This is a genomic window from Campylobacter sp. CNRCH_2015_0814, from assembly GCF_025772765.1.
Lineage (GTDB): Bacteria > Campylobacterota > Campylobacteria > Campylobacterales > Campylobacteraceae > Campylobacter_D.
Genome location: NZ_JAKMSR010000006.1, coordinates 1 through 24,032 on the forward strand (window position 1 = coordinate 1; position 24,032 = coordinate 24,032).

The window sequence follows — 24,032 nt, forward strand, 5'->3', positions numbered from 1 at the left end:
GCTAGCTTTAAAAATCCTTTAAAGTTGTGGATGTTACCATATAAAATATTTATATGTGTAAAAATACATAAAAGAGGTTGATGATATATGCAAATAGGTTTTTACCCGGAATTTAAAAATGAAGAAGATTTTGTAGACATTATCTCAAGAGCTATTTGGTATTTGTGGCCATTAGAAGAATTTATTGAAAAAATTTATCTATGTGTTAATTTTGATTTTGATAACAGAATGATATTGAATAAATTTCCAAAGTATCTAGATTTATCTATATTAAAATATTTAGATAAAATTCCTAGAAAAAAAATTGTTTTATATAAAAAAATACACAATAATTATTTTGAAAATTTACAATATGTTTTTCTTATAAATGAAGAATATCGTGAAGAATTATTAAATATTAAAAAAGAATCAAATCTGAATTTTGAAATAATAAGAGTTGATCATAATAATTTATCATATGGAGATTCTTTTTATTTGAGGTTCGCAGAAAAAATTCCTAAATTATATTCAAAATATAAAAAAATCTCAAAAAATAAAATTTTTGAGTTATTAGAAGGATTGAAAACACAAAAGATATATTTATTCGGTACAGGGCCTAATTTCAGTTATAGTGAAAAATATAACTATGAAGATGGATGTGTAATTGCATGCAATAGTATGGTGGTCAACCAAGATGTTATAAAAAAATTGAAGCCTAAGATTTTTGTTATAGCAGATCCAATTTTTCACGCAGGGCCTTCAAGTTATGCTGGTAAATTTAGAGAGTCATTAATTAGCGTTTTTGATTTAAATCCTTGTCCTATTGTAGTACCTTTAAGAGATTACCATATATATAGCACCTATTTACCTGATTATATGATAGATTTTTTAGTGCCTATTTTCTTTAAAATACCAAGTGAAGATAGTAGCCCATTTTATTTTAATATTTTTGATTCTTTGGAAGTTAAAACAACAAATAATATTCTTACCTTATTTCAACTTCCTTTGGCTACGAGTTTAGGGGAGGAAATATATATTACTGGTTGTGACGGACGTCCGATAAAAAATAATTCTTATTTTTGGAGTCATAATAAAGAAGTGCAAATAAATGATAAAATGCAAGATATTAAAATAGCCCATAAGGGTTTTTTTGATATAAAATATGATGATTATTATAACAAGCATATTAATTTTCTTTCTCAATTTTTTGAATTGGCAGAAAAAAATAAAAAAAGAATTTTTAGTTTAACTCCATCTTATATTAAACCTTTACAAGATAGAATTGTAGATAATATCATAATGATAGATTGGTATAAAAAAAGAGAATGTGAATTATCGATTATTATTCCTGTGTATAATGTTGAAAAATTTATTGAAAAATGCATTAAATCTATAGAGAATACTTGTTATTTAGATTATGAAATACTAGCAATAGATGATTTTTCAGATGATTCTAGTTTGCAATTGTTGATGAAAATGGCACGGTCAAACAAAAGAATAAAAATTTATCAAAATTTTGGAAAAAAAGGAGTATCTGGAGCAAGAAATACAGGAATTAAATTATCTTCTGGAAGAGCGGTTTGTTTTTTAGATGCAGATGACACTGTATTGGGTAATTCATTGAATATTCGTTATAGTATTCTTATGCGTGATGAAGAAACAAAGATTGTTCATGGAATAATACAATTTATTGATGAAGATGATAATTATCTAGGTATAGAATATGGTAAAAGATCTACGGTGACCGTTAAAGATTGTATTTATGGAAACCCTATCTCATTTAATACAATGATGCTAAAAAGAGATGTGATAAAATTATTACATTTTGATGAGCAAAGTTCAAATGGTGAAGATTGGTTGGCTAATTTTAATTTGCTTAAGAATAATTTAAATTCAAAATTTGTTTACGATTCAATTTCAACCTATCGAGTGCATTCTGAATCTACGGTTCTTAAAAACTATGAATTACATGAAAATAATTTATTAGCAATAGTAGATAAAATATTTTCCGATGATATAATAAAGTCTATGATTGATGAAAATAAAAAAGAGGATATAAAATCAAAAATTATTCGTATGAGAAGTATATCTAGTTTTTTTATGCTTTTTTTTAAATGTGATTTTTATACTTGGAAAGATTTTTTGGAAAATACCAATTACACAGATATTTTTTATGATAAGACAATTGATTTTATTGAAAAAATGAGAGTTTCCTTTATTAGAACTTTCAAAATACATGTTTTAAAAACTAGTGATATTTTGTCTAATGATAGTCTTTTTTTAGATAAATTTGTTTTATTAAAGCAAAGATACCCAAATAGTAAAATTGTTTTAGATATTGATAGTATTATAGGGTTTAATTTGGATAATACGCAGGCAATAAGGAAAGCTAATTTGTGTTTTAGTCAAAAGGATTATTTTGGAGCACTAGAGAATTATAAAAAAGTAGATATTTCATTAAGAAAGTATATTGATATAAATATTGCTTTATGTCATATTTTAAAGGAAAAATGTGAAAATTAATGCTTTGTTGCCAATGAAAGGGAACTCAGAAAGAGTTAAAAATAAAAATATGAGAGAATTTGATGGTTTTCCTTTGTATCATGCTATTGTGAAATCTTTATTGAAATCTAATTATATTGATAAAATACTTATTAATACCGATAGTGATATTATAGCTTTTGATGCTAAAAAAAATTTTAGGGATAAGGTTGTAATCATTAAAAGACCTAAAGAAATTCAAGGTGATTTTGTATCTATGAATAACATTATAGCTTATGATTTAACCCAATGTAATGGTGAATATTTTTTACAAACGCATAGTACAAATCCTTTATTAAAAACATCAACTATTGATATAGCTATTAAAAAGTTTTTTGATGGTTTAGATTTGTATGATAGTCTATTTAGTGTTACAAAAGTACAGACTAGATTTTATGATAAGAATGCAAAGGCTATAAATCACAATCCAAATGAGCTTTTAAGAACACAGGATTTAGAACCTATGTACGAAGAAAATTCTAACTTTTATATTTTTTCTAAAGAATCTTTTAGTTTGGCTGGTAAAAAAAGAATTGGTTTGAAACCGCAGATATTTCCTATGAATAAACTTGAGGCTGTTGATATAGATAATCCTGAAGATTTTACCCTAGCAGAATTGTTATATAAAAATAGGGATATAATATGAATTTAAAAGAAAAATTGCAAAATAATGAACTAACTATAGGTAGCTGGATAAGTATAGGTCATCCTTGTATTGCTGAGCTTATGTCAAATGCAGGTTTTGAATGGCTTGTAATAGATTTTGAGCATACATCGATGAATTACGAAACGGTGCAAAATTTAATAATTACTATTCAATCTAAAAAGATTAAAGCATTAGTTAGGGTGAGTAAAAATGAAGAGGTAATTATTAAGAAAGTTTTAGATATGGGAGCTGATGGTATTATAGTCCCTATGATTAAAAATAAAGTAGATGCCATTAATGCGGTTGAATTTGCAAAGTATCCTCCAATGGGGAAAAGAGGAGTGGGCTTATTTAGAGCCCAAAATTATGGGCTAAAATTTGAAGAATATAAACAATGGGTTGATGAAAATCTTATCATTATTGCTCAGATAGAGCATTATGAAGCTGTTGAAAATATAGAAGAAATAATAAAAACAGATGGAATTGATGGAGTTATTATAGGACCATATGACTTATCTGGTAGTTTAGGTTTTCCTGGGGAGTATCATAGAGTAGAAGTAAAAGAAGCTATTGCTAAAGTTTTGAAATGCTGTAAAAGATACAATATTCCTTCAGGTTTTCATGTGATAGAAACTGATCCAAAAAAACTTCAGGAAAAAATCTATGAGGGTTGTACTTTTTTAGCTTATAGTATAGATTTTTTATTTTTGAGTGATAATGCAATAAAGGGGATGGAAATTATCAAAAAGGATATAAAATGAAAGTATTTGTTTCAACACATCCATTCGGAGAAACATCTGAAAATCCATTGAAGTTGTTAAGTAAAAATGGATTTAATGTGAGATTAAACAATCATGGAAGAAAAATAACTTCACAAGAATTAGCCGATGATATTAAAGATGCTGAAATTTTGATAGCAGGAACTGAAAAAATTACAGAAGAAGTTTTACAAAATGCTCCGAATTTAAAACTTATATCAAGAGTTGGTATAGGTTTAGATGGTATAGATTTTGAACTATGTCGCAAATATAACATAAAGGTTGTTTATACACCAGATGCTCCTACTATGGCTGTGGCCGAATTATGCGTAGGTTTAATACTCGATCTATCAAGAAAAATTAGTTTTACAGATGTAAATTTAAAACAGGGCGTTTGGAATAGACATATGGGTATGTTGCTTTATGGTAAAACAATTGGTATTATTGGTATGGGAAGAATAGGAAAAAGTTTAATTAGACTTTTATCTTCCTTCAATGTTTCTTTTAAGGTGTGTGAACCAAATCCTGATTTTGCTTTTTTAAAGATGTATAATATAAAATTAGTAGACAAAGAAAAACTATTAAGAGAATCTGATGTCATATCTTTAAATTTACCATTAAAAAAAGACACAATAGATTATCTAACATTTGATGATTTAAAAAAAATGAAGAAATCGGCTATTTTAATTAATACTGCAAGAGGTGGTATAGTAAATGAGCAAGATTTATTTATAGCTCTAAGAGATAAAATAATTGCTGGCGCGGCTGTGGATGTTTTTGAAGAAGAACCATATAAAGGTAAATTAAGAAAGCTTGATAATGTTGTTTTAACTTGCCATATGGGTGCTAGTACTATAGAAAGTAGAACAGATATGGAAACACAAGCTGTAGAAGAAGCAATAAGATATAAAAACAATATTTCTTTAAAAAATGAGATTTTTGAAAATGAATAAAAAGGTATTAGTTTTTGGAGGAGGAGGCTTTATAGGCAGCTATGTTGTAGAGGAGTTGTTGACTAATAATTACAATGTGTTATATGCTGATTTAAATCCATGTGATAGTATTCCAATGCAGTATTTTAGAAAATGTGATATTATGCAAAAAAAGGAAGTTGAACTTTTATGTCAGGATGTGGATATAGTATTCAATTTTGCAGGTTTTGCTAATTTAGATGATGCCATAGCAAATCCTTTGAAAACTTTAGAATTAAATGTTATAGGAAATATGCATATTTTAGAAGGATGCAAAATATATAAAATAAAAAGATATATTTATGCAAGTAGTGCTTATGCTATGAGCGATAAAGGGTCTTTTTATGGTATTAGTAAATTAACTTCTGAAAAAATTATCGAAGAATATTATAAAAAATTCGGGTTAAAATTTACCATTATTCGTTATGGCTCAGTATATGGAGAAAAAGAATATTATAATAATTATATTTATAATCTAGTTAAGGAAGCAATGCTTAATGGAAAGATTTCTCATAGTGGTGATGGTGAAGAAATTAGAGAATATATCCATGCTTATGATGTTGCAAAATTGGCTTTGCAAATTATAGAGAATAGTGAATTTGAAAATGAGCATTTGATTTTAACTGGTACAGAAAGAATGCAAAGAAAAGAATTGTTTGAAATGATAAATGAAATGCTTGGAGGTAAAATAGAGATTTTGTTAAAATCTTCGGGTTATCATAATCACTATAAAACTACTCCATATTCTTTTCATCCAACTAGAAGTAAAAAATTAGTAGCAAATCCCCATATTGATATGGGACAAGGTATCTTGGAATGTATGAAAAATATTGAAAAGAAATATTTATGAAGACTAACTATATATATTTATCTTATTGTCTAAATGAAGCAACTCCAACTTATGGTAATAGTGATAAGGTGAATTTAACAAAAAAAAGTTCTATAGAGCATAATGATATTGCAAACCATACCATAATAACAACAAGTGTTCATAATGGAACACACATTGATATGCCATTGCACTTTTTTTCTGATGGACAAAGTATAAATGACTTTTGTTGTAGTGATTTTATTTTTAATTATGTTTTATTTGTTGAAATTAATTCAAGTGACATTATCATTAATCAAAATTTAGTTCAAAAATTATCAGAAGTAGAAGATAAAATAAAAATCGAAGCCATTATTGTAAAAACAGGTAATGGTGCCAAGAGAAATGATGAGGTATATTGGAGGGAAAATTTTGGTTTTCATCCTGATATAGCTGATTATATTAGAGAATTTTTTCCTAATGTTAGATTGTTTGGTTTTGATAGCATTTCTATTTCTAGTTTTACAAATAGAGAATTGGGTAGAATTGCGCATAGAAAATTTCTAGATCCAAAAAAACCAATTTTACTTTTAGAAGATATGAATTTAAATGAAATACCCAAAGAGAATAATATAAAAAAACTTATAGTTGCACCATTAAGAATTGAAAATTCTGATGGATTGCCTTGTACGGTTATAGCAGAGATATTGTAATGGCTATTTTTTGTAAACTAAGAGATATTGGTAGATATAATATAAAAGATCTAAATTTGATTTTTAGTTATTTGTCTAGTTGTACTAATCCAAATAGTAAAGAATTCCAGAGATTACATGCGTATAATATAGGAGCATTTGAAAAAATTGAACTTACTAAAGATATTTTTGCTCTAGAACAAACTTATTTTACTAAAAATGAAAATCAAGCTTTTTTTGAATCTCATAAAGATTATATAGATATTCAGCTTATTGTAAGCGGCAAAGAAAAGATTGAATTTGGTGATAAAGAATTGTTTGAAGTTGAAAAAGAATATGATGAAACCAAGGATTTAATTATATATAAAAAACCTAAATTCTTAATTTCTAGTTTGATTTTAAATGAAAATGATATTGCTATTTTTTATCCTGAGGATGTGCATATGCCAGGTTTAAGCATAGAAGATGATTCTTATATAATAAAAACTGTGATAAAGTGTAAGATATGATAAATATAGAAAATATAAAAAATATTATTTTTGATTTTGATGGTGTTATACTTGATTCTGTGGGATTAAAAACACAAGCCTTTGCTGAACTTTTTAAAGAATTTCCTGAAAATAAGGTGAAAGAATTGCTAGAATTTCATTTAAAAAATGGAGGTATTTCTAGATATCAAAAAATTCAATATTTTTTTGAAAATATCATTCATAGAGAAATTTCAGATGGTGAAATTTTAAAATATGCAAAAAAATATTCCAAGCTTACAAAAGAGAAATTAAGCAATTCTAGGCATATTATAAAAGAAACTTTTGATTTTATTAAAAAAAATCAAAAGTGTTACAATATGCATATAGCATCAGGTGCAGATGAGCAAGATTTGCTTGAGATTTGTGATAAATTAAAGCTATCACAATATTTTTTAAGTATCCATGGTTCTCCTACAAAAAAAGATATTTTAGTAAAAAATATACTTATAAGTAACAACTATCAAAATAAAGAAACAATTTTAATTGGAGATAGTGTTAATGACTTTGAGGTTGCACTAAATAATAAGATTTGTTTTTATGGTTTCAAAAATTTTAATTACAAAGGATTTATGCAATGAATTTTGATAGTGCGGAATATAGAATAAAAAATTCACTCGCTTATAAACTAGGTTTTGCTATCATAGATCATAAAAAACAACATAGTAAGGTGAGGTATATAAATTTAGCATATAAATTATATAAGATAAAACAACAGCACTTTAAAGAACAAAAACTATATAAACAAGCTATTAAAATATTTCCTCAGCTTGCATATCCTAAAGTAGAATCTTGTAAAGACTATAATGAAAGCATAAAATATAAATATCATCTTTCTTATATATTGGGAGAAGCTTTGATTCAAGCTCATAAAACTTGGTATAAAGGTGGGTATGTTAAATTATTTTTCTTGTTGAAAGAAAAATATAGATTATATAGAAATATTCGTGAAGTCGTAAATTTATTACCTAGAAATCTACATTACTATTTATATAATTCATTTTTAAAGTATCATAAAGTAAAAATTCAAGATTTAACTAATATCTTAAAACAACATAAGGATTATGAATCTATATTGGAAAATATTTTTCGTAATTTTGATTTTTTTATTCGACATTTTAATACCGTAGAATCTTGGTTATTATCGAATGAATTTAAAGAAAAATACAAACAAAAAAATCATCTTTACCCGCCTTTATTAAATCCGGTTAAAATAAATTATATTGATATAGACCCTAAATTAGCTTGGGATTTGAATCTTCCATTGCCTAAAACTTATAAATTTTTGGTTGTTGGGAGTCATGGGGTTGGTATTGTAGCTCTAAGGCAGTTTTTAAATAGGTGTAATTTATTTTGGCAACCACATACTTTTAGATTTAGTGGAATTGAGCGTTATTGTTGTAGTTATAATTTATTGTTAAATAAAAAATTAAAACATAAAGCACTTGTTTTAATAGAATCGGAATTTCAAGATGATTCTAAATTTTTTAGTTTATTGGATTGTGATAAAAGTATTCCAGTGTTATGTGTCGTTCGTGACCCGATATTATTAATAGCACATGCTATAAATTGGCCTAGCTGTGATAAGGTTTCTTGTATCAACATGCAACAAAAATATAGCGACATTATAAAACCACTTTATTTCTTTTCTGTAAAAAAAGATATTGTTGATATTCCTTCGGTTGAATTGATTAATGCGAAATTTTATAATTTAAAAACGAAAGTAATAGTGCAAAATGTAATTTGTAGTAAATTGATGAACTTAGCAACATGTAATTTGTTTATTGACACTTCTGAATTTAGTGGTAATAAAACTTTTGAGGCAATTAAAAAAATATGTAAATCTTTTAGCTTGGATATTCCAAAAGAGGATAATTTTTTTTATGGTCAAGCCATAGGTTTGTTGTATTATTATCTTCCTATTACTATCAAAGAAAAAGTTATTAATGATGAAATCGAAATTTTCATTGGGATTAAGCAGTTGCACTCAAATTCTAATAAAGTAGATAGATCGCAAGAGTTTTTTAGTGAAGATATAAGGAAGAAATTTCAAAATGTTATTATATATATGCCCGATAAAGATTATGAAAATATTTTTAAAAATAAAACTTTATTTTTCAATATACAAAAATATATTAATGGTTTGATGGAGTATATTTCTAATATATTAGTATTGGAAAATGCGAAAAAAATTAAGCCTGAAGAAATTTTACGATATTTATATGAAAATCAAAATATGAGATTGAAATTAAAAAATCTTTTTCTTGTTGGAATGGTAGATTTTTGTAAAAAACATTGTCCAAATATAGTTGCCTCTTGGAAATACTATCAAGAATTTGAAAAAATGTGTGAGGAGTTGGATGGTGAAGAAAAAATAGAACAAAAACAAATAGAAAATAATTAATCAGAATATAAAAAATATAATATATAATTATAAAATAATTTTCAAAGGAGTTTCATGAAACAAGGTGACTTTAGTGAAGTTGCAAAACATTATCATAATAGACCAGCATACTCAAGTATGCTTATAGAAAAGCTCATAAAATGTGTAAATGATCAAAATAAAAACACATTAAAAGTTGTAGAAGTAGGAGCGGGTACGGGAAAGCTTACTAAAATGCTCGCTGATGAGTTTAACCTTTGTATAGATGCAGTCGAGCCAAATGATAATATGCGTGAAGAAGGTATTAAATTTACTCGCAATTCACAAAAGATTACTTGGCACAAAGGTAGTGGAGAAGAAACCACTATGCCTAGTAATTATGCTGATTGGGTGATTATGGCTAGTTCTTTTCACTGGACAGATCCTAAAAAATCCTTACCTGAGTTCGCAAGAGTGCTTGCAGGGGGGGGGTATTTCACTGCCATATGGAATCCACGCCATATAGCTAAAGGCTCTGTGTTTTATGAAATTGAAGAGGAAATTAAACATATTGTACCAGAGCTTACTCGTGTAAGTAGTGGAACTCAAAATGTTAAAAATTGGGAAGAAATCTTAGTAAGTACTGGAGATTTCAAGGATTGCTTTTTTATGGAGTGCGATTATAAAGAGCTTTGGAGTAAAGAACGTTATCTTGGGGCTTGGCATTCTGTAAATGACATTCAAGCACAAGCTGGAAAAGCTAGATGGGAAGAAATTTTAAAAATGATAGAAAATAAAATTTCTTCTATGGATATGATTGAAATTCCTTATAAAATCCGTGCATGGACGGTGCATAAGGCATAGTAAAATCCTTTAGCTTTTTTAGCTTTGCTATTAAAGTTAAAGGAAAAAAATGGAAAAAATAGTAGAACAAGTTTGGGATTATACTAAGCATGCAAAATTTTACTCATACAGACCAAATTATGCACCACTTAGTATAGATATGCTAGTAGAGCTTGCCAAAAGAACTAGTCAAAGTTCTAAAATAAGAATTGCAGATATTGGAGCAGGTACAGGGAATTTGAGTATTATGCTTTTAGAGAGAGCTTGTAAAGTGGTAGCAGTTGAGCCAAATGATGCAATGCGTGAAATTGGTATAGAAAGAACTCAAGGTCAAGATGTAGAATGGGTAAGAGCTACTGGTATTGACTCTACTTTGAAAGATGGAGAGTTTGATTGGGTGAGCTTTGGAAGTAGCTTTAATGTGATGGATAGATCAATGGCATTAAAAGAAAGCTATAGATTACTCAAAAAGGGATGTTATTTTACTTGCATGTGGAATCATAGAGATTTAAATGATCCTATTCAGAAAATAGCAGAAGATATTATCGTTAGTTTTGTTCCAAATTATACAAGAGGTACAAGAAGAGAAGATCAACGCCCTATTATAGAAGCACATAAAGAGCTTTTTGATAATATTATTTATTTGGAAGAAGATTTTTACTTTCATCAAAGTGTAGATAATTATATCAATGCTTGGAAAAGTGTAAAAAATCCTTATTGGGATCTTGAGACTAAAGAAGGTAATGAGTTGTTTGAGAAAATTGCTGATAAATTAAAACAAGAATTACCAAGTGAATTTGATATCAAATACACAACAAGATCGTGGAGTGCAAAAAAAATATAAAAGAGTGATATTATGGATAGATTAGTTTTTCAAACAAAAGCAAGAAATTTACAAAATTTAAAAAATATACTTAAAAATGCAAAAGTTTTAGATGTAGTTATCACTTCTTTAAAAGAAATCATTCAAGATAAAGAAGAAGTATTTAAAAAAATTACCAACCTAAATGCGAAAAAACTAATCATCCGTAGTTCTTCTAATAGTGAAGATAGTTTAAAAAGCTCCAATGCTGGAGCTTTTCTAAGTTTGGCTAATGTAGATGCTAGTGATAAAAGCCAACTTTTTAACGCTTTAGACAAAGTAGGTCATTCTATGCCTAGTGAGAATGATGAAATTCTAATCCAACCTATGCTTTTAGATATTCAAAAATGTGGCGTTGCTTTTAGTGTAGATAAGGATAATTTTGCTCCATATTTTTGTATAGAATACGATGAAAATGGTTCAAATAGTTCCATTACAGATGGAAGTGCTAAAAATGCTAAAACATATTTTCACTACCGTGAAAATGAAGATATAAAAGATCCATATATGCAAAAAGTTATTTTGCTATTAAAAGAACTTGAAAATTTATATGGTTGCAATTTTTTAGATGTAGAATTTGCTTTTAATGATCAAGATGAACTTTTTTGCTTGCAAGTTAGACCCTTAATAATGCAAGAAAAAACTAATCTTTTTAATAGTCTATCTAAAGGAGCTTTGCATAGACTTTATAAAAGATTTTTATCTTTACAAGAGCCAAGATCTAGAGTACTTGGAGACAAAGCTATTTTTGGTGTAATGCCTGATTGGAATCCAGCAGAAATTATAGGACTTAGACCAAAAAGATTAGCTTTTAGTCTTTATAAAGAAATCATTACAGATAATATTTGGGCTTATCAAAGAGATAACTATGGCTATAGAGATTTAAGATCGCATCCTTTAATCCATTCTTTTTTGGGTATTCCTTATGTAGATGTGAGACTTTCTTTTAATTCTTTTATACCAAAAACACTTGATGAGAGTATTGCTAAAAAGTTAGTGAATTATTATTTAGATAAATTATATGAAAATCATGAGTTGCATGATAAAGTAGAATTTGATATAGTATTTTCTTGTTATGATTTTCATATGGCTGATAAATTAGAACGCTTATTAGATCATGGTTTTAATAAAAATGAAATCAAACGCATTGAATTTTCTTTATTAAATCTTACTAATTCTATTGTTAATATTAAAAATGGCTTATGTTTAAAAGATATAGAAAAATCAAAACAAATGATTGTGTATTATGAAAATATTGTGCATTCAGATTTTTCACCATTAGATAAAATTTATTGGCTTTTAGAAGAGTGTAAAAGATATGGAACATTACCATTTGCTGGTGTTGCAAGGGCTGCGTTTGTAGCCATGACTATGCTTAATTCTTTGGTTGAGACCGGATTTTTTAGTAAAGAAGAAAAAAGTGAATTTTTAAAATCTCTCTATACTGTTAGCAAAACTTTGAGCAATGAATTGGCAACTTTAAATGAAAATAACAAACAAGATTTTTTAAAACAATTTGGCCATTTAAGAGCGGGAACTTATAATATTTTATCTCCAAGGTATGATGAGGATTTTGATGGGTATTTTGATTTAAAACAAAAAAGTGAAATTCAAAAAGAAAAGGAATTTAAAATTAGTGATGATAAATTGCAAAAACTTGATCAAATTTTAAAAGAACATGGAATTGAAGTTAATGCAAAAGAATTTTTTAGCTTTTTGAAAATAGCTATAGAAGGACGCGAATTTGTTAAATTTGAATTTAGCAAGCTCTTGTCTAAAGCTATATCGCTGATAGAAGATCTTGGAAATTATTATGGAATATCTAAAGAAGATATGGCCCATTTGGATATTAAGAGTATTTTAAATTTGTATTCTAGTGTGTATTCTAAAAATCCAAAAGATAAATTTTTGAGTGAAATTAATGAAAACAAACAAGAATATCAATTAAGTTTAGCTATAAAACTTCCGGCTTTACTAACTGATGCACATCAAATATTTGGGTTTTTTACTAGCTATATTCATCCAAATTTTATCACGCAAAAAAGCATTAGTGCTAATATTGCTTTAGAAAACGAACAAGATTTAAAAGGCAAGATAGTGTTAATCTATGCAGCTGATCCTGGATATGATTATTTATTTACTAAAGATATTGCAGGTTTTATCACTTGCTATGGTGGTGCAAATTCACATATGGCTATTAGAGCTTCTGAACTTGCTATGCCTGCTGTTATTGGTGTAGGTGAAGAGAATTTTAAAAAATATCTTCAGGCAAAAAAAATTAAAATTGATTGTCAAAGTGAGCAGATATTTTGTCTATGAAATTTATAGCTATTAGTCAAAGAATTTTAGAAAATCAAGATTATTATGAATTAAGAGAGTGTTTAGCGCTTGATTGGGGAAGTTTTTTTAAAAAAGAATTAAGTGAGTTTTTGCCTCTTCCATTGAGTTATGAAATTGATTTTAAAAATTATATCTCTAGTATTAGTGCTGTGATTTTAAGTGGGGGTAATGATTTAAACTCTTGTAAATTTTCTTTTATTAATCAAAAAAGAGATGAATATGAGAAAAACATTATAAAACATTGTATGCAAAATAACATTCCACTACTTGGGGTTTGTAAAGGAGCACAGATGATCGCTTCTTATTTTAATTCTACTATTTGTCCTTGTAAAGATCATGTTGGAAATCATGAAGTGTATTTAAAAGATCAAACAATTAATGTCAATTCATATCATAATTTTGCCATTAAAATATTAGGTAATGAGCTTGAGGTATTAGCAAATGCAAAAGATGAAACAATAGAAGCCTTTAAGCATAAAAATTTTAGTATTTATGGTCTAATGTGGCATATTGAAAGAGAAAATGGTATGAGTGAAAAAAGTATTTTTAATGCGTGGTTAAAGGATATAAAATGAGAGCTATAATTTTAGCAGCAGGATTTGGTTCAAGGTTAATGCCTTTAACAAAGAACAATCCAAAATGTATGGTTGAATATAAAAATAAAAAAATCATAGACTATGAAATTCAAGCTTTAAAAGAAAATAATATTCATGAGATATGTGTAGTTGGTGGATATTTATTCGATGTTTTAAAGGATTATGTGGGTAAAAATCATAATTTAGAATTATTTTACAAAAATGAAAACTATGATAAAACTAATATGGTTCAGACTTTATTTTGTGCTAGAGAATTTTTACAAAGTTGTATTGAAGATAAGCAAGATTTGATTATTTCTTACGCTGATATAGTTTATTTTAAAGATAGTATAGAAAAACTCAAACACTCAAAAGATGATTTTGCTGTTGTTGTAGATAAAGCTTGGAAAGAACTATGGACAAAAAGGTTTGAAAATCCACTTGATGATGCTGAAACTTTAAAACTAAAAGATGATTTTATAGTAGAGCTTGGCAAAAAAGCAAAAAGTTATGATGAAATTCAAGGACAATATATAGGCTTATTTAAATTTTCTCATCATTTTTTAAAAGAAGTTTTAAAAACTTATGATGAGCTTGATAGAACTTTACTTTATAATGAAAAAGATTTTAAAAATATGTATATGACAAGTTTTTTACAAATTTTAATTAATAAATACAAAAATGCAAAAGCTATAAAAATCAATGGAAATTGGTGTGAGATAGATTTTATGAGTGATTTGAGAGTGGAGATTGAATGAAAAAACCATATATTATTTGGCTTACAGGTTTAGCAGGTAGTGGAAAAAGTACTATAGGTAAAGCATTATATGAGAAATTAAAAAATGAGTATAAAAATATTGTTTATCTTGATGGGGATGAATTAAGAGATTTACTAGGACATTACAGCTATGATAAGCAAGGTCGTATAGACGTAGCATTAAAAAGATCTCAATTTGCTAAATTTTTAAATGATCAAGGTATGATAGTAGTTGTGACAACCATATCCATGTTTAATGAAATTTATAAATATAATAGAGAAAAATTAAAAAATTATTTTGAAATTTATATTAAATGCCCAATAGAAGAACTAATTAAAAGAGATCAAAAAGGACTTTATACAAAAGCTTTAAATGGTGAAATTAAAAATGTTGTAGGTGTTGATGTAAAATATGATGAACCAAATGCACATTTTACTTTAGATAACTCAATACAAGAAAATTTAGATGAAAAAGTTAATATGATTGTAAAACAGTTGTTATGAAATTTTATACTACATCTAAAAGATTAAAGGAAAATGTTAAAAAATTTTATAAAATAGCTTCATATTGTATCTATAAAAATATTATCAAAGAAGATATTTTTGTAGGTTGGGGTAGAAAAAAATCAGGGTTAAAAGCCATAGAGTTAGCTAAAAAGCACAATGTAAAATTTTTACTTTTAGAAGATGGCTTTTTGCGCTCATTAAATTTAGGTGTAGAAAATAGTCCAAGTTTTTCTATCGTCAAAGATGATGCGGGAATTTACTATGATGCGACTGCACCATCTAAGCTTGAAAATATTTTGAATACTTGTGAGTTTAGCACCGAAGAATTAGAGCAAGCAAAAAAAGCTATAGAACTTATAAAAAAAGAAAAACTTAGTAAGTATAATAATAATCTTTGCGTACCAAAAGAGCTTTTTAATGATAATGAAGAACGCGTATTAATCATCACTCAAGTAGCAAATGATGCTTCTCTTAAATTTGGTCTAGCTGATAGTTTTTCAACTCAAGATATTATAAATGAAGCTATTAAAGAAAATCCAAATGCTAAAATATACATTAAAATTCATCCTGATGTGTTAAGTGGTAAAAAACAAAGTGATTTTGTTGTGCAAGATTTACCAAGTAAATGTGTAGTTATAAAAGAAAATTATAATCCCATAGAATTACTAAGTCATTTTAAAAAAGTCTATACTAAAACTTCCGGCATGGGTTTTGAAGCTTTGATGCTGGGATGTGAATGTGTGTGCTATGGCGTGCCATTTTATGCGGGTTGGGGTTTAACTCAAGATAAGCAAGCGTGCAAAAGGAGGCTTAAAAAAAGAACTTTAGAAGAGGTTTTTTATGCTGCTTATATTTTATATAGTGAGTATTTTAATCCTTACTTAAATCAAAAAAGCGATATTTTTGATACTATTCATACCTTAACAAAGTATAAAAAGATAGAACATGCTAATTCAAATACTTTGTATTTTTTAGGTTTTACTTTGTGGAAGCGTTGGTTTATGAAGCCATTTTTTAAAGCCAAGAATAATAAAATCATTTTTTTAAACTCACTTGATGAACTTTATAAAGCGAATTTGGATTCTGAGGATAAAATTTTCATTTGGGGTAAAAAATATGATAAAGCTTTACTAGCTAGAGATTTTAAAAAAGAAATTTTCTTAGTAGAAGATGGCTTTTTACGCTCTGTTTTTTTGGGCTCAGATCTCACGCGTCCTTTTTCTTTAATAGTAGATAGTAAGGGTTTGTATGTTGATCCAAGCAAACCAAGTGATTTAGAAGATATTTTACAAAATCATATTTTTGATGAAAGTTTAAAACAAAGAGCAAAAAAGCTCATCACTATCATCACGCAAAATAAATTTTCAAAGTACAATGGCCTAAAACATGAAAAATTAAATTTTAATACAAATAAAAAAATCATTTTAATCCCTGCACAAGTAGAAGATGATGCTTCTATGATCTTAGGTGGTGCAGGTTTTGACACCTTAAAACTTTTACAAAGTGTAAAAAAGGTCAATGAAAATGCCTTTATAGTTTTTAAACCTCACCCTGATGTTTTAAGTGGTAACCGTAAGGGTTTAAAAGATAAAAGTATTATTTTAAAATATTGTGATGAGATTATAGAAAATGTCAGCATAGACAGCGCTATAAATGCAAGTGATGAGGTACATACTATAACTTCTACAAGTGGTTTTGATGCTCTTTTGCGTGGTAAAAAAGTAGTGGTGTATGGCAAGCCTTTTTATGCAGGTTGGGGCTTGACAAGCGATTTACATGAAATTCCAAGACGCACAAGAATGCTTAGTTTAGAAGAGCTTGTTGCTGGCGTTTTGATCCTTTATCCAAGATACATCCATCCAAAAAGTAAAAATTTATGTGAAGTTGAGCTTGCATTAGATATAATGTTAAAAATGCAAAAAGATTATTTTTCTAAATTTTATTTGCGTTGGTTTATAGATATAAGAATTTATATATTAAGAAAAATAAGAAGATTGATAGAATTTATTTTGATTAGATGAATTTAAGTAAAAAGTTAAAAAAATTTTCTGGTAAAAATGTTTTATTACTCCAAGGGCCTGTGGGTGGATTTTTTCGTAAAATTGTCACAAAAATTCCAAAAGCTAAGGTTTATAAAGTAAATTTTAATGGTGGAGATTTTTTCTTTTATCCTTTTAAAAGCATTAATTACACTAAAAGTTTAGCCGAGCTTGAAGACTTTTATAAAAAGCTTTTTGAAGAAAGACAAATTCAAGTTATCTTGATGTATAATGATTGTAGAAAAGTGCATGAGATAGCCATTAATGTTGCTAAGCAAATGGGTATTGAAGTATGGATTTTTGAAGAAGGTTATATAAGACCAAATTTCATTACTTTTGAAAAAGATGGAGTGAATGCAAACTCGACTTTACCAAGAGAAAAAGAATTTTATCTAAGTCAGAAAAAATTTGATAAAGATTTTAAATTTAAAACTTTCTCAAGTACTTTTAAAAATATGGCCTTTGCTTCGTTTTTATACTGGCTTTTTGCTTTTTTATTTTCTTGGTATTTTAATAATTCTTTACACCATAGAAGTTTAAAATTATTTGACTTTTTACCTTGGCTTTGCTCAGTATATAGAAAAAACAAATACAAAATCACAGAAAAAAGTTTAAATGAAAAAATTCTTTCTCTAAAACAAAAGTATTTTTTAGCTATTTTGCAAGTGCATAATGATACTCAACTATCTCATCATTATAAAAAAACTACAGAAAAATTTATAGAAGAAGTGATCATCTCCTTTGCTAATCATGCTAAGGCAAAGTCTTATCTAGTTTTTAAGCACCATCCTATGGATCGTGGCTATAGAGATTATACTAAGCTTATAGAAGATTTGAGCTTAAAATATAATGTCGAGGGTAGAATTTTATATGTGCATGATTTACACTTACCTACACTTTTAATCAATGCAAGAGGTACTATAGTCATAAATAGCACAGTAGGACTTTCTGCTTTATATCACAATAGTCCTTTAAAGGTTATGGGAAAAGCCTTTTATGATATAGAAGGTTTGACTTATCAAAAAAGCTTGCATACTTTTTGGAAGGAATGCAGAGCCTATAAACCCGATGTGGTTTTACATGCTAAATTTAGAAATTATGTGATATATAAAACCCAAGTTAATGGGAATTTTTTCAAAAATACTAGTTTAGATTAAATTTTCTTTTTATAGTTTTTTGCAATCTTTTTTAGTTTAAAAGGTAAGCTTAAATAGCCTATTTTAAAAGGGGTTCTTGAAGCTTGTAAAAGTGCATTGCCTAAAAGATAGGGCAAGTGTGTTTTGGCTATTTGAGCATGTTTATAGTCTGCATAAGCTTTTAGTGGCGGTAGATTTTTTTGATCTTTTTGATTTTTAAAATGCTCTTTTTTGACTTTTCTTAATTCAAAAGGTATTTTAAAATACCCTAGACAACTTTTGCTATTTTTCATGATAGCTTCCCCAAGCTTATAGCTTAGTCTTTCTTTTATCCTTAAACTAGCTCCATAAAGTTGGTTGTTTTGATGGATGAATATTTCATATTCATTTTTTAAGCCTTTGTGGTCTAAAAAACGTAAAAGACTATGATTTTGACTTTGTAAAAATGTTTGCATATCAAGTTTTTTTAGTTCATAGTATTCTAGTGCTAATTCTTTATAAAATGCTATAGGTGGTATTAAAGAATCATGGGTATTTACAAGATAATTTTTATATTCAATCTTTTTATCATTATCATTTTCTAAAAGTAAAATTCCTATTAAGTCCACATAATCAAGCCTTGGTGTTTTTTCATTTGCTATGCTTAAGCCCGAACTTTCTTCACTTTGCTTGATAATTTGTGTATTGACATACAAAAAGGTTTGTTCATCGCAAATTGCTTTTTCATTTTGTATATCTTGAAAAGTATTGATAAGTCCAAAATTTTTTATTAATTTAAAAGATGAGTTTTCAATACTTATAGATGATATAGCATGGGTTGATGAGTTAGTGTGATTCCAAGTGTGCATGCCTAAGATTTGATAGTTTTTTAACTCTTTTGGAAAAATGATTTTTTCACTAGCTTTAATCTTTGTAGTTTTTTCACAAAAAAATGAGTTTTTATGCTCTATTTTAGTTGAATTTGAGGGTGTAAAGATATGATATTTTCTTTTTGAGCAAATGATATTTTCTTTAGATTTTCTAAAACTGTGTAAATTTTTAATGATGTTTTTACCAAGCTCTTGCATGGCTAGTGGCATAGGGTGGAATTTATAGTTTTGATCAAAATCATAAAGATTATTTTTTTGATAGTAAAAGTCTACATCGATTAGATTAAAACCATAATACGCACAATTTTTCCTATGAGCTTCATTGATAGCTTTTGATTTGTCATTGTAAGCTGGTATGGGGAGTATAAGCACTATGGTAATTTTGTTTGCTTTGTAAAGTTCTTCGTAAAAATAGTCAATATTTCTAAGTATGATTTTTAAACTCATAGGGCTTAAATAATCATTGATGTTTGATTCGCTGATGAGAAAATCACTTTTATTTATAGTTTTTTCATGGCGTATTAACTCATAAAGATTTTGCAAAGAAGTGCTAAGTCCCAAAGCATAATTATGCAGTGTAATGTCTTTATTTTCAAGACCTATCCTAAGACCATTTTTAACTACACTATTGCTGCCACCTAGTAAGATTACATTCATTTAAACCTTTCCATAGTTTAATAAATTTTATTTATTCTATAAAATATTTTTTAATGAATAATTTCAGAGTAAAAACACCTCATTTTGCCTTTAAATAAGCATTTGACAAAGATAACAACTTTAGCTATATTTTTAAATTCATTTTGAGTTTATTTGGGATTTTAATGGATAAATTGTGTCAAAAAAGAGATGTTTTTTATATAGCAGGTTATGATCCTAGAGGATATAGGCATTACTATGCTATGTTTAAAAAAAATTTAGCTGAGCAAAATACACTTTTAAATTATGATTATACTTTATCAAAAGCTCAGATTAATGCTTATCCTTCTTGGCAAATTCAAACCCCGCATACAAGTACTTCTTACACCTTTTTAAGCTGGAATGATATAGTCAAAAAAAACTGGTCAGAAGGTATAAAAGATGCTTTGAGTGATTGTTATAGTTTTTTTAGAATTTATACCATCACAGGGCTTTTTTTAAAATTTGGTAAAGAATCCCCGCACCAACTTATCACAGGTTATTATCCATTTTTTTATGTACTTTTGAGTTTGATTTTTACTTTATTTTGCGCCTTTGGAAGCTTATTTTATTTGCAAAATTTTCATATTGTTTTGGGAATTTTAGCCTTTGTTTTATCATTAGTGTTTTTACCAAAAATGCTTTATAAATTAGGCAAGAAATTAGCTGTTTTTTGGATAGCTAGAATTTGTTCTTTTTGTGCAAACTGGGAGAAAAATTCCCAAGGCGAGCTTGAGTTAAGAATGGATGATTTTGCTAGGGTTATTTTTGAAAAATTAAAAGAAAATGCAAATGATAAAAACTATGAACTCATCTTAAGCGCACATAGTGTAGGAACGGTGCTTTGCATAAATGTTTTAGCAAAAGTGCTTAGAAAATGTGAAAAAGAAAATGTTTCTTTTAAAAATTTAAAGGTTTTAACTCTAGGTGAGTGTATACCTTTGGTAAGCTATCAAAAAAGATCTTTTGAGTTTAGAAAAGACTTAGAGTATTTAGGAAATAAAAATTTAATATGGTATGATTTTACTTCTATTATTGATGGGGCTTGTTTTGCACAAGTTGATTTCATACATACAAGCGGGGTAAAAGCGCAATTTAGCCCAAAATACCTTTCGGCTAAATTTCATACCTTATATAAAAATAAAGATTATAAAAAAATCAAAAAAGACAAATATAAAGCACATTTTTTATATTTATTTGCTACACAAATTCAAGGGGTGTATAACTTTTTTGAATTTATCATAGGCAAAAATAAATTAGAAGAAAAAATCAAATAGGAGAAAAACATGGGTCAGTGTCCCTTTCATCCAAAGCCTTATAAAAATAAAGCTTCTACATTAACCACTTTTTTACTAAAAAGAAGATCATGGCTTGATGGGCTTTATGAGCGAAGCTATAAAATGATGATGGGTAGAGTAAAAATGCCTGGATTTGATCTATATGTAGTAAATGATCCAAAAGAAGTTAGACGCATTATGGTAGATGAGGTTAGAGAATACCCAAAAAGCCAACTTTTGCATGAGCTTTTAGAGCCACTTTTGGGCATAAGCATTTTTACAACTAACGATAGAGTATGGGAAAAGCAAAGAGAGCTTTTAAGACCTTCTTTTGAAATGACGAGAATTTCTAAGGTTTTTAATTTGATGAGTGAGGCAGCTTCTGATATGATGGCAAGATTTGCAAAGTATGAAGATAAAGCGGTTATAGAAGTAGATGAAGCTATGACTTTTGTGACTGCAGATGTGATTTTTAGAACTATCATGTCATCAAAACTTGATGAGCAAAAAGGCAAACTTGTTTTGGATGCTTTTGTAACTGTGCAAGAAGAAACAGTTAAAACAGCTATGCGAAGAATGTTCCGTTTCCCAACTTGGCTTTCAAATCTTTTAGGTGAGAGAAAAAGACTTAAAGCAGGCACTACTATACGCAAAGTTTTATCAGATATTATAAAACCAAGATATGATAATGCTATAAATGATCAAGGAAAATATGAAGATATTTTATCATCATTGCTTATGGTAGTAGATGCAGATACTAATGAGAGATTTTCTTTTAATGAAATTTTAGACCAAGTTGCCATGCTTTTCTTAGCAGGCCATGAAACCACTGCAAGCTCGCTAACTTGGACGCTATATATTTTAAGTATTTCTCCAGATGAGCAACAAAAAGCCTATGAAGAAATCATGCAAGTTGCAGGTGATGAGGAGTTTAAAATAGAACATATTAGAGCAATGAAATATCTTACAAATGTGTTTAAAGAAAGCTTGAGACTTTATCCACCAGTTGGTTTTTTTGCTAGAGAAGCAAGAAATGATAACAAAATGAGAGATAAGCTTATCAAAAAAGGTTCAGGCGTAGTAGTAGCTCCATGGCTTATCCATAGACACGATAGTTTTTGGGAAAATCCACATGAGTTTGATCCAAGTCGCCATGAAGATAAAAGCAAGATTAAAAAAGACACTTATATGCCTTTTGGTATGGGAGAGCGTGTGTGTATAGGGCAGGGCTTTGCTATGCAAGAGGCTGTTTTGATTTTAGCTAATATTTTAAGGACTTATAAGTTAGAATTAGAAGAAAATTTTGTACCTGATATAGTAGGAAGATTAACTATAAGATCAGCAAATGGTATGAATATAAGATTTATAAAAAGGCAAAAATGAAAGAAAAATTAGCAGGAACCATACTACTTTGTGCTATCGTTCCTTTAGCGGTAATTAGTTATCTTTTTATTGTTATAGTAGGTACTTTTGGTAATCCTGCTAGAGTTAGACAAGGTGTGAGAGCACTTGATCATTTTGTCAATGCTACTTTGTTTAATGGTTATGCTTGGGAGTCTTTATCATCTCATGCTTGGAGAGAACGCGATAAAAGATGGGCTAAAATAGTTATTAAAATCACAGATTTTTTTGATAAAAATCACTGCCAAAAGGCAAATAAAAGAGAACAACCTATAGTGGATTTAGTTTTAGAAAGAAAGCTTACCGAACAAACTGTCGGTAAGCAACTTTAATTTTCTCCAAATAAAGCTTTAAGATTTTTAAACGCTTCTTCTTGATTATTAGTTTTATCTTCATTATTTACTTCATTAAGCTCTATCTCATATCCAAGAAGCATGCTAGCTAAGCGTATATTAATACCACTTTTTCCTATGGCTTTACTTTTTTGCTCGCTATTTAGCGTTACAATAGCTTTTTTATCTTCAATACTAACTGAGTTTATAATGGCTGGAGCTAAGCTTCTAGTGATTAAAATTGCCATTTCATTAGAATACTCAATGCAGTCGATATTTTCATTTTTTAATTCTTTGCTTACAGCATTGATTCTAACTCCTTTTATACCCACAGTTGCTCCTACTGCATCAACGCTTGGACTATTAGCTTGCAAGATGATTTTTGCTCTCTCGCCCGGAATTCTTGCACTTGCATAAATATTTATAAGACCATCTTTGATTTCAGGAACTTCAGCTTTTAATAAAGCTTCTAAAAATTTAGGGCTAGTTCTACTAAGCTCCATTCTCATACCTGATTTATCAATATATACATGTCTAATAACAGCTTTAATCACATCGCCTACTTTAAATTTTTCACCTTTGATACGATTTTTTCTAGGTAAATATGCACGAAACTCATCAATTTCTACATAAGTATTTTCTTCACTATCTACTCTTACTACGCTACCAAAAACCATATGTCCTACCATTTTTTGGTATTTTTCATAGATTTTTTCTTCTAAGAGTTTTTGTATATTGTATTCTAATTCTTTATGTAAGATATTTACAGCAGTACGACCTAAATTTTCCAAAGAACATTCATAAGTTAGCTCATCACCAATTTCTACATCTTTAGCTTCCGCTCTTGCTTTACTTAAAGCGATAAAATGCTCATTTTCATTTTCTAATCTTTCATCATTATCAGCTACTACGATGATTTTTTGATAAAGTTGTAAATTTTTACCTGAATCAACAAAAAATTCATATTTATCGCCATAAATTTTCTTAGCAGTATTAATAAGTGCTTTTTTAACTCTTTCTCTGACATCTTCTATTTGTAAATTTTTCTCATTAGCAATGGATTCAATTATATCTGTGATTTTTTCCATAATGACAATACAACCTTAATTTTGGATTTTAAAAGTTTGAAGAATAA

22 protein-coding genes are annotated in these 24,032 nt (G+C 28.0%); 20 read left to right on the forward strand and 2 right to left on the reverse strand.

Annotation, left to right across the window (positions count from 1 at the left end):
- The first annotated feature begins 87 nt into the window (after positions 1 to 87).
- The 17 genes from L8X24_RS04245 to L8X24_RS04325 are packed head-to-tail and all read left to right on the forward strand — an operon-like array spanning position 88 to position 18,364.
- On the forward strand, positions 88 to 2,502 hold the full coding sequence (locus L8X24_RS04245) for a glycosyltransferase family 2 protein (RefSeq protein ID WP_263663764.1): 2,415 nt from the start codon (positions 88 to 90) through the stop codon (positions 2,500 to 2,502).
- Complete coding sequence (locus L8X24_RS04250; RefSeq protein ID WP_263663765.1) at positions 2,492 to 3,166, forward strand: cytidylyltransferase domain-containing protein; 675 nt, start codon at positions 2,492 to 2,494, stop codon at positions 3,164 to 3,166. The genes L8X24_RS04245 and L8X24_RS04250 overlap by 11 nt, the downstream gene beginning before the upstream one ends.
- Positions 3,163 to 3,927, forward strand: a complete 765-nt coding sequence (locus L8X24_RS04255) for an HpcH/HpaI aldolase family protein (protein WP_263663766.1) — start codon at positions 3,163 to 3,165, stop codon at positions 3,925 to 3,927. Before L8X24_RS04250 ends, L8X24_RS04255 begins: the two co-directional genes overlap by 4 nt.
- Positions 3,924 to 4,877, forward strand: coding sequence for a phosphoglycerate dehydrogenase (locus L8X24_RS04260; protein WP_263663767.1), 954 nt, complete (start codon positions 3,924 to 3,926; stop codon positions 4,875 to 4,877). Before L8X24_RS04255 ends, L8X24_RS04260 begins: the two co-directional genes overlap by 4 nt.
- Positions 4,870 to 5,745 carry an NAD-dependent epimerase/dehydratase family protein gene (locus tag L8X24_RS04265; protein WP_263663768.1) on the forward strand — a complete coding sequence of 292 codons (876 nt, stop codon included), beginning with the start codon at positions 4,870 to 4,872 and terminating at the stop codon, positions 5,743 to 5,745. Before L8X24_RS04260 ends, L8X24_RS04265 begins: the two co-directional genes overlap by 8 nt.
- Positions 5,742 to 6,416 (forward strand): cyclase family protein, encoded by a 675-nt coding sequence (locus L8X24_RS04270; RefSeq protein WP_263663769.1) that lies wholly within the window; start codon positions 5,742 to 5,744, stop codon positions 6,414 to 6,416. The genes L8X24_RS04265 and L8X24_RS04270 overlap by 4 nt, the downstream gene beginning before the upstream one ends.
- Positions 6,416 to 6,904 carry a YhcH/YjgK/YiaL family protein gene (locus tag L8X24_RS04275; protein WP_263663770.1) on the forward strand — a complete coding sequence of 163 codons (489 nt, stop codon included), beginning with the start codon at positions 6,416 to 6,418 and terminating at the stop codon, positions 6,902 to 6,904. Before L8X24_RS04270 ends, L8X24_RS04275 begins: the two co-directional genes overlap by 1 nt.
- On the forward strand, positions 6,901 to 7,503 hold the full coding sequence (locus L8X24_RS04280; protein WP_263663771.1) for an HAD family hydrolase: 603 nt from the start codon (positions 6,901 to 6,903) through the stop codon (positions 7,501 to 7,503). Before L8X24_RS04275 ends, L8X24_RS04280 begins: the two co-directional genes overlap by 4 nt.
- Positions 7,500 to 9,326 carry a DUF2972 domain-containing protein gene (locus L8X24_RS04285; protein WP_263663772.1) on the forward strand — a complete coding sequence of 609 codons (1,827 nt, stop codon included), beginning with the start codon at positions 7,500 to 7,502 and terminating at the stop codon, positions 9,324 to 9,326. The genes L8X24_RS04280 and L8X24_RS04285 overlap by 4 nt, the downstream gene beginning before the upstream one ends.
- 54 nt (positions 9,327 to 9,380) lie before the next feature.
- The gene (locus L8X24_RS04290; RefSeq protein WP_263663773.1) at positions 9,381 to 10,148 is read left to right on the forward strand and encodes a class I SAM-dependent methyltransferase; all 768 of its coding nucleotides are present in this window, start codon (positions 9,381 to 9,383) and stop codon (positions 10,146 to 10,148) included.
- A 49-nt stretch (positions 10,149 to 10,197) separates the two neighbouring features.
- The gene (locus L8X24_RS04295) at positions 10,198 to 10,971 is read left to right on the forward strand and encodes a class I SAM-dependent methyltransferase (protein ID WP_263663774.1); all 774 of its coding nucleotides are present in this window, start codon (positions 10,198 to 10,200) and stop codon (positions 10,969 to 10,971) included.
- A 12-nt stretch (positions 10,972 to 10,983) separates the two neighbouring features.
- Positions 10,984 to 13,308: a PEP-utilizing enzyme gene (locus tag L8X24_RS04300; protein WP_263663775.1), complete on the forward strand. Its 2,325-nt coding sequence runs from the start codon at positions 10,984 to 10,986 to the stop codon at positions 13,306 to 13,308.
- Positions 13,305 to 13,904 (forward strand): gamma-glutamyl-CDP-amidate hydrolase, encoded by a 600-nt coding sequence (locus tag L8X24_RS04305; RefSeq protein ID WP_263663851.1) that lies wholly within the window; start codon positions 13,305 to 13,307, stop codon positions 13,902 to 13,904. Before L8X24_RS04300 ends, L8X24_RS04305 begins: the two co-directional genes overlap by 4 nt.
- On the forward strand, positions 13,901 to 14,662 hold the full coding sequence (locus L8X24_RS04310) for a phosphocholine cytidylyltransferase family protein (protein ID WP_263663776.1): 762 nt from the start codon (positions 13,901 to 13,903) through the stop codon (positions 14,660 to 14,662). Before L8X24_RS04305 ends, L8X24_RS04310 begins: the two co-directional genes overlap by 4 nt.
- Positions 14,659 to 15,165 (forward strand): adenylyl-sulfate kinase, encoded by a 507-nt coding sequence (locus tag L8X24_RS04315; RefSeq protein ID WP_263663777.1) that lies wholly within the window; start codon positions 14,659 to 14,661, stop codon positions 15,163 to 15,165. Before L8X24_RS04310 ends, L8X24_RS04315 begins: the two co-directional genes overlap by 4 nt.
- Entirely contained in the window at positions 15,162 to 17,189 is a 2,028-nt protein-coding gene (locus tag L8X24_RS04320; RefSeq protein WP_263663778.1) for a capsular polysaccharide biosynthesis protein, read from the forward strand. The genes L8X24_RS04315 and L8X24_RS04320 overlap by 4 nt, the downstream gene beginning before the upstream one ends.
- Complete coding sequence (locus L8X24_RS04325) at positions 17,186 to 18,364, forward strand: capsule biosynthesis protein (protein ID WP_263663779.1); 1,179 nt, start codon at positions 17,186 to 17,188, stop codon at positions 18,362 to 18,364. Before L8X24_RS04320 ends, L8X24_RS04325 begins: the two co-directional genes overlap by 4 nt.
- On the opposite strand, the gene L8X24_RS04330 is transcribed toward L8X24_RS04325, so the two are convergent.
- Complete coding sequence (locus tag L8X24_RS04330; protein ID WP_263663780.1) at positions 18,361 to 19,869, reverse strand: SGNH/GDSL hydrolase family protein; 1,509 nt, start codon at positions 19,867 to 19,869, stop codon at positions 18,361 to 18,363. The genes L8X24_RS04325 and L8X24_RS04330 overlap by 4 nt on opposite strands.
- Before the next feature lie 164 nt (positions 19,870 to 20,033).
- On the opposite strand from L8X24_RS04330, the gene L8X24_RS04335 reads away from it, so the two are divergent.
- From L8X24_RS04335 to L8X24_RS04345, 3 genes are read left to right on the forward strand one after another with little or no spacing between them, the layout of a single operon-like run.
- Complete coding sequence (locus L8X24_RS04335; protein WP_263663781.1) at positions 20,034 to 21,164, forward strand: DUF829 domain-containing protein; 1,131 nt, start codon at positions 20,034 to 20,036, stop codon at positions 21,162 to 21,164.
- 9 nt (positions 21,165 to 21,173) lie between these two features.
- Positions 21,174 to 22,547, forward strand: a complete 1,374-nt coding sequence (locus tag L8X24_RS04340; RefSeq protein WP_263663782.1) for a cytochrome P450 — start codon at positions 21,174 to 21,176, stop codon at positions 22,545 to 22,547.
- The gene (locus L8X24_RS04345) at positions 22,544 to 22,897 is read left to right on the forward strand and encodes a membrane protein (protein WP_039627957.1); all 354 of its coding nucleotides are present in this window, start codon (positions 22,544 to 22,546) and stop codon (positions 22,895 to 22,897) included. The genes L8X24_RS04340 and L8X24_RS04345 overlap by 4 nt, the downstream gene beginning before the upstream one ends.
- Here L8X24_RS04345 and nusA read toward each other — a convergent pair.
- A complete protein-coding gene (gene nusA / locus L8X24_RS04350) occupies positions 22,894 to 23,985 on the reverse strand; it encodes a transcription termination factor NusA (protein WP_039617565.1) in 1,092 nt (363 codons plus the stop codon). The genes L8X24_RS04345 and nusA overlap by 4 nt on opposite strands.
- Positions 23,986 to 24,032: the final 47 nt, after the last annotated feature.

Bases quoted from the DNA above. Each gene is read 5' to 3' on its own strand.
- L8X24_RS04290 (WP_263663773.1), top strand. From the start codon at position 9,381: ATGAAACAAGGTGACTTTAGTGAAGTTGCAAAACATTATCATAATAGA.
- L8X24_RS04340 (WP_263663782.1), top strand. From the start codon at position 21,174: ATGGGTCAGTGTCCCTTTCATCCAAAGCCTTATAAAAATAAAGCTTCT.
- L8X24_RS04255 (WP_263663766.1), top strand. From the start codon at position 3,163: ATGAATTTAAAAGAAAAATTGCAAAATAATGAACTAACTATAGGTAGC.
- L8X24_RS04270 (WP_263663769.1), top strand. From the start codon at position 5,742: ATGAAGACTAACTATATATATTTATCTTATTGTCTAAATGAAGCAACT.
- L8X24_RS04320 (WP_263663778.1), top strand. From the start codon at position 15,162: ATGAAATTTTATACTACATCTAAAAGATTAAAGGAAAATGTTAAAAAA.
- L8X24_RS04295 (WP_263663774.1), top strand. From the start codon at position 10,198: ATGGAAAAAATAGTAGAACAAGTTTGGGATTATACTAAGCATGCAAAA.
- L8X24_RS04345 (WP_039627957.1), top strand. From the start codon at position 22,544: ATGAAAGAAAAATTAGCAGGAACCATACTACTTTGTGCTATCGTTCCT.
- L8X24_RS04275 (WP_263663770.1), top strand. From the start codon at position 6,416: ATGGCTATTTTTTGTAAACTAAGAGATATTGGTAGATATAATATAAAA.
- L8X24_RS04315 (WP_263663777.1), top strand. From the start codon at position 14,659: ATGAAAAAACCATATATTATTTGGCTTACAGGTTTAGCAGGTAGTGGA.
- L8X24_RS04310 (WP_263663776.1), top strand. From the start codon at position 13,901: ATGAGAGCTATAATTTTAGCAGCAGGATTTGGTTCAAGGTTAATGCCT.
- L8X24_RS04305 (WP_263663851.1), top strand. From the start codon at position 13,305: ATGAAATTTATAGCTATTAGTCAAAGAATTTTAGAAAATCAAGATTAT.
- L8X24_RS04280 (WP_263663771.1), top strand. From the start codon at position 6,901: ATGATAAATATAGAAAATATAAAAAATATTATTTTTGATTTTGATGGT.
- L8X24_RS04260 (WP_263663767.1), top strand. From the start codon at position 3,924: ATGAAAGTATTTGTTTCAACACATCCATTCGGAGAAACATCTGAAAAT.
- L8X24_RS04300 (WP_263663775.1), top strand. From the start codon at position 10,984: ATGGATAGATTAGTTTTTCAAACAAAAGCAAGAAATTTACAAAATTTA.
- L8X24_RS04330 (WP_263663780.1), bottom strand. From the start codon at position 19,869: ATGAATGTAATCTTACTAGGTGGCAGCAATAGTGTAGTTAAAAATGGT.
- L8X24_RS04325 (WP_263663779.1), top strand. From the start codon at position 17,186: ATGAATTTAAGTAAAAAGTTAAAAAAATTTTCTGGTAAAAATGTTTTA.
- L8X24_RS04245 (WP_263663764.1), top strand. From the start codon at position 88: ATGCAAATAGGTTTTTACCCGGAATTTAAAAATGAAGAAGATTTTGTA.
- L8X24_RS04265 (WP_263663768.1), top strand. From the start codon at position 4,870: ATGAATAAAAAGGTATTAGTTTTTGGAGGAGGAGGCTTTATAGGCAGC.
- L8X24_RS04335 (WP_263663781.1), top strand. From the start codon at position 20,034: ATGGATAAATTGTGTCAAAAAAGAGATGTTTTTTATATAGCAGGTTAT.
- L8X24_RS04285 (WP_263663772.1), top strand. From the start codon at position 7,500: ATGAATTTTGATAGTGCGGAATATAGAATAAAAAATTCACTCGCTTAT.
- nusA (WP_039617565.1), bottom strand. From the start codon at position 23,985: ATGGAAAAAATCACAGATATAATTGAATCCATTGCTAATGAGAAAAAT.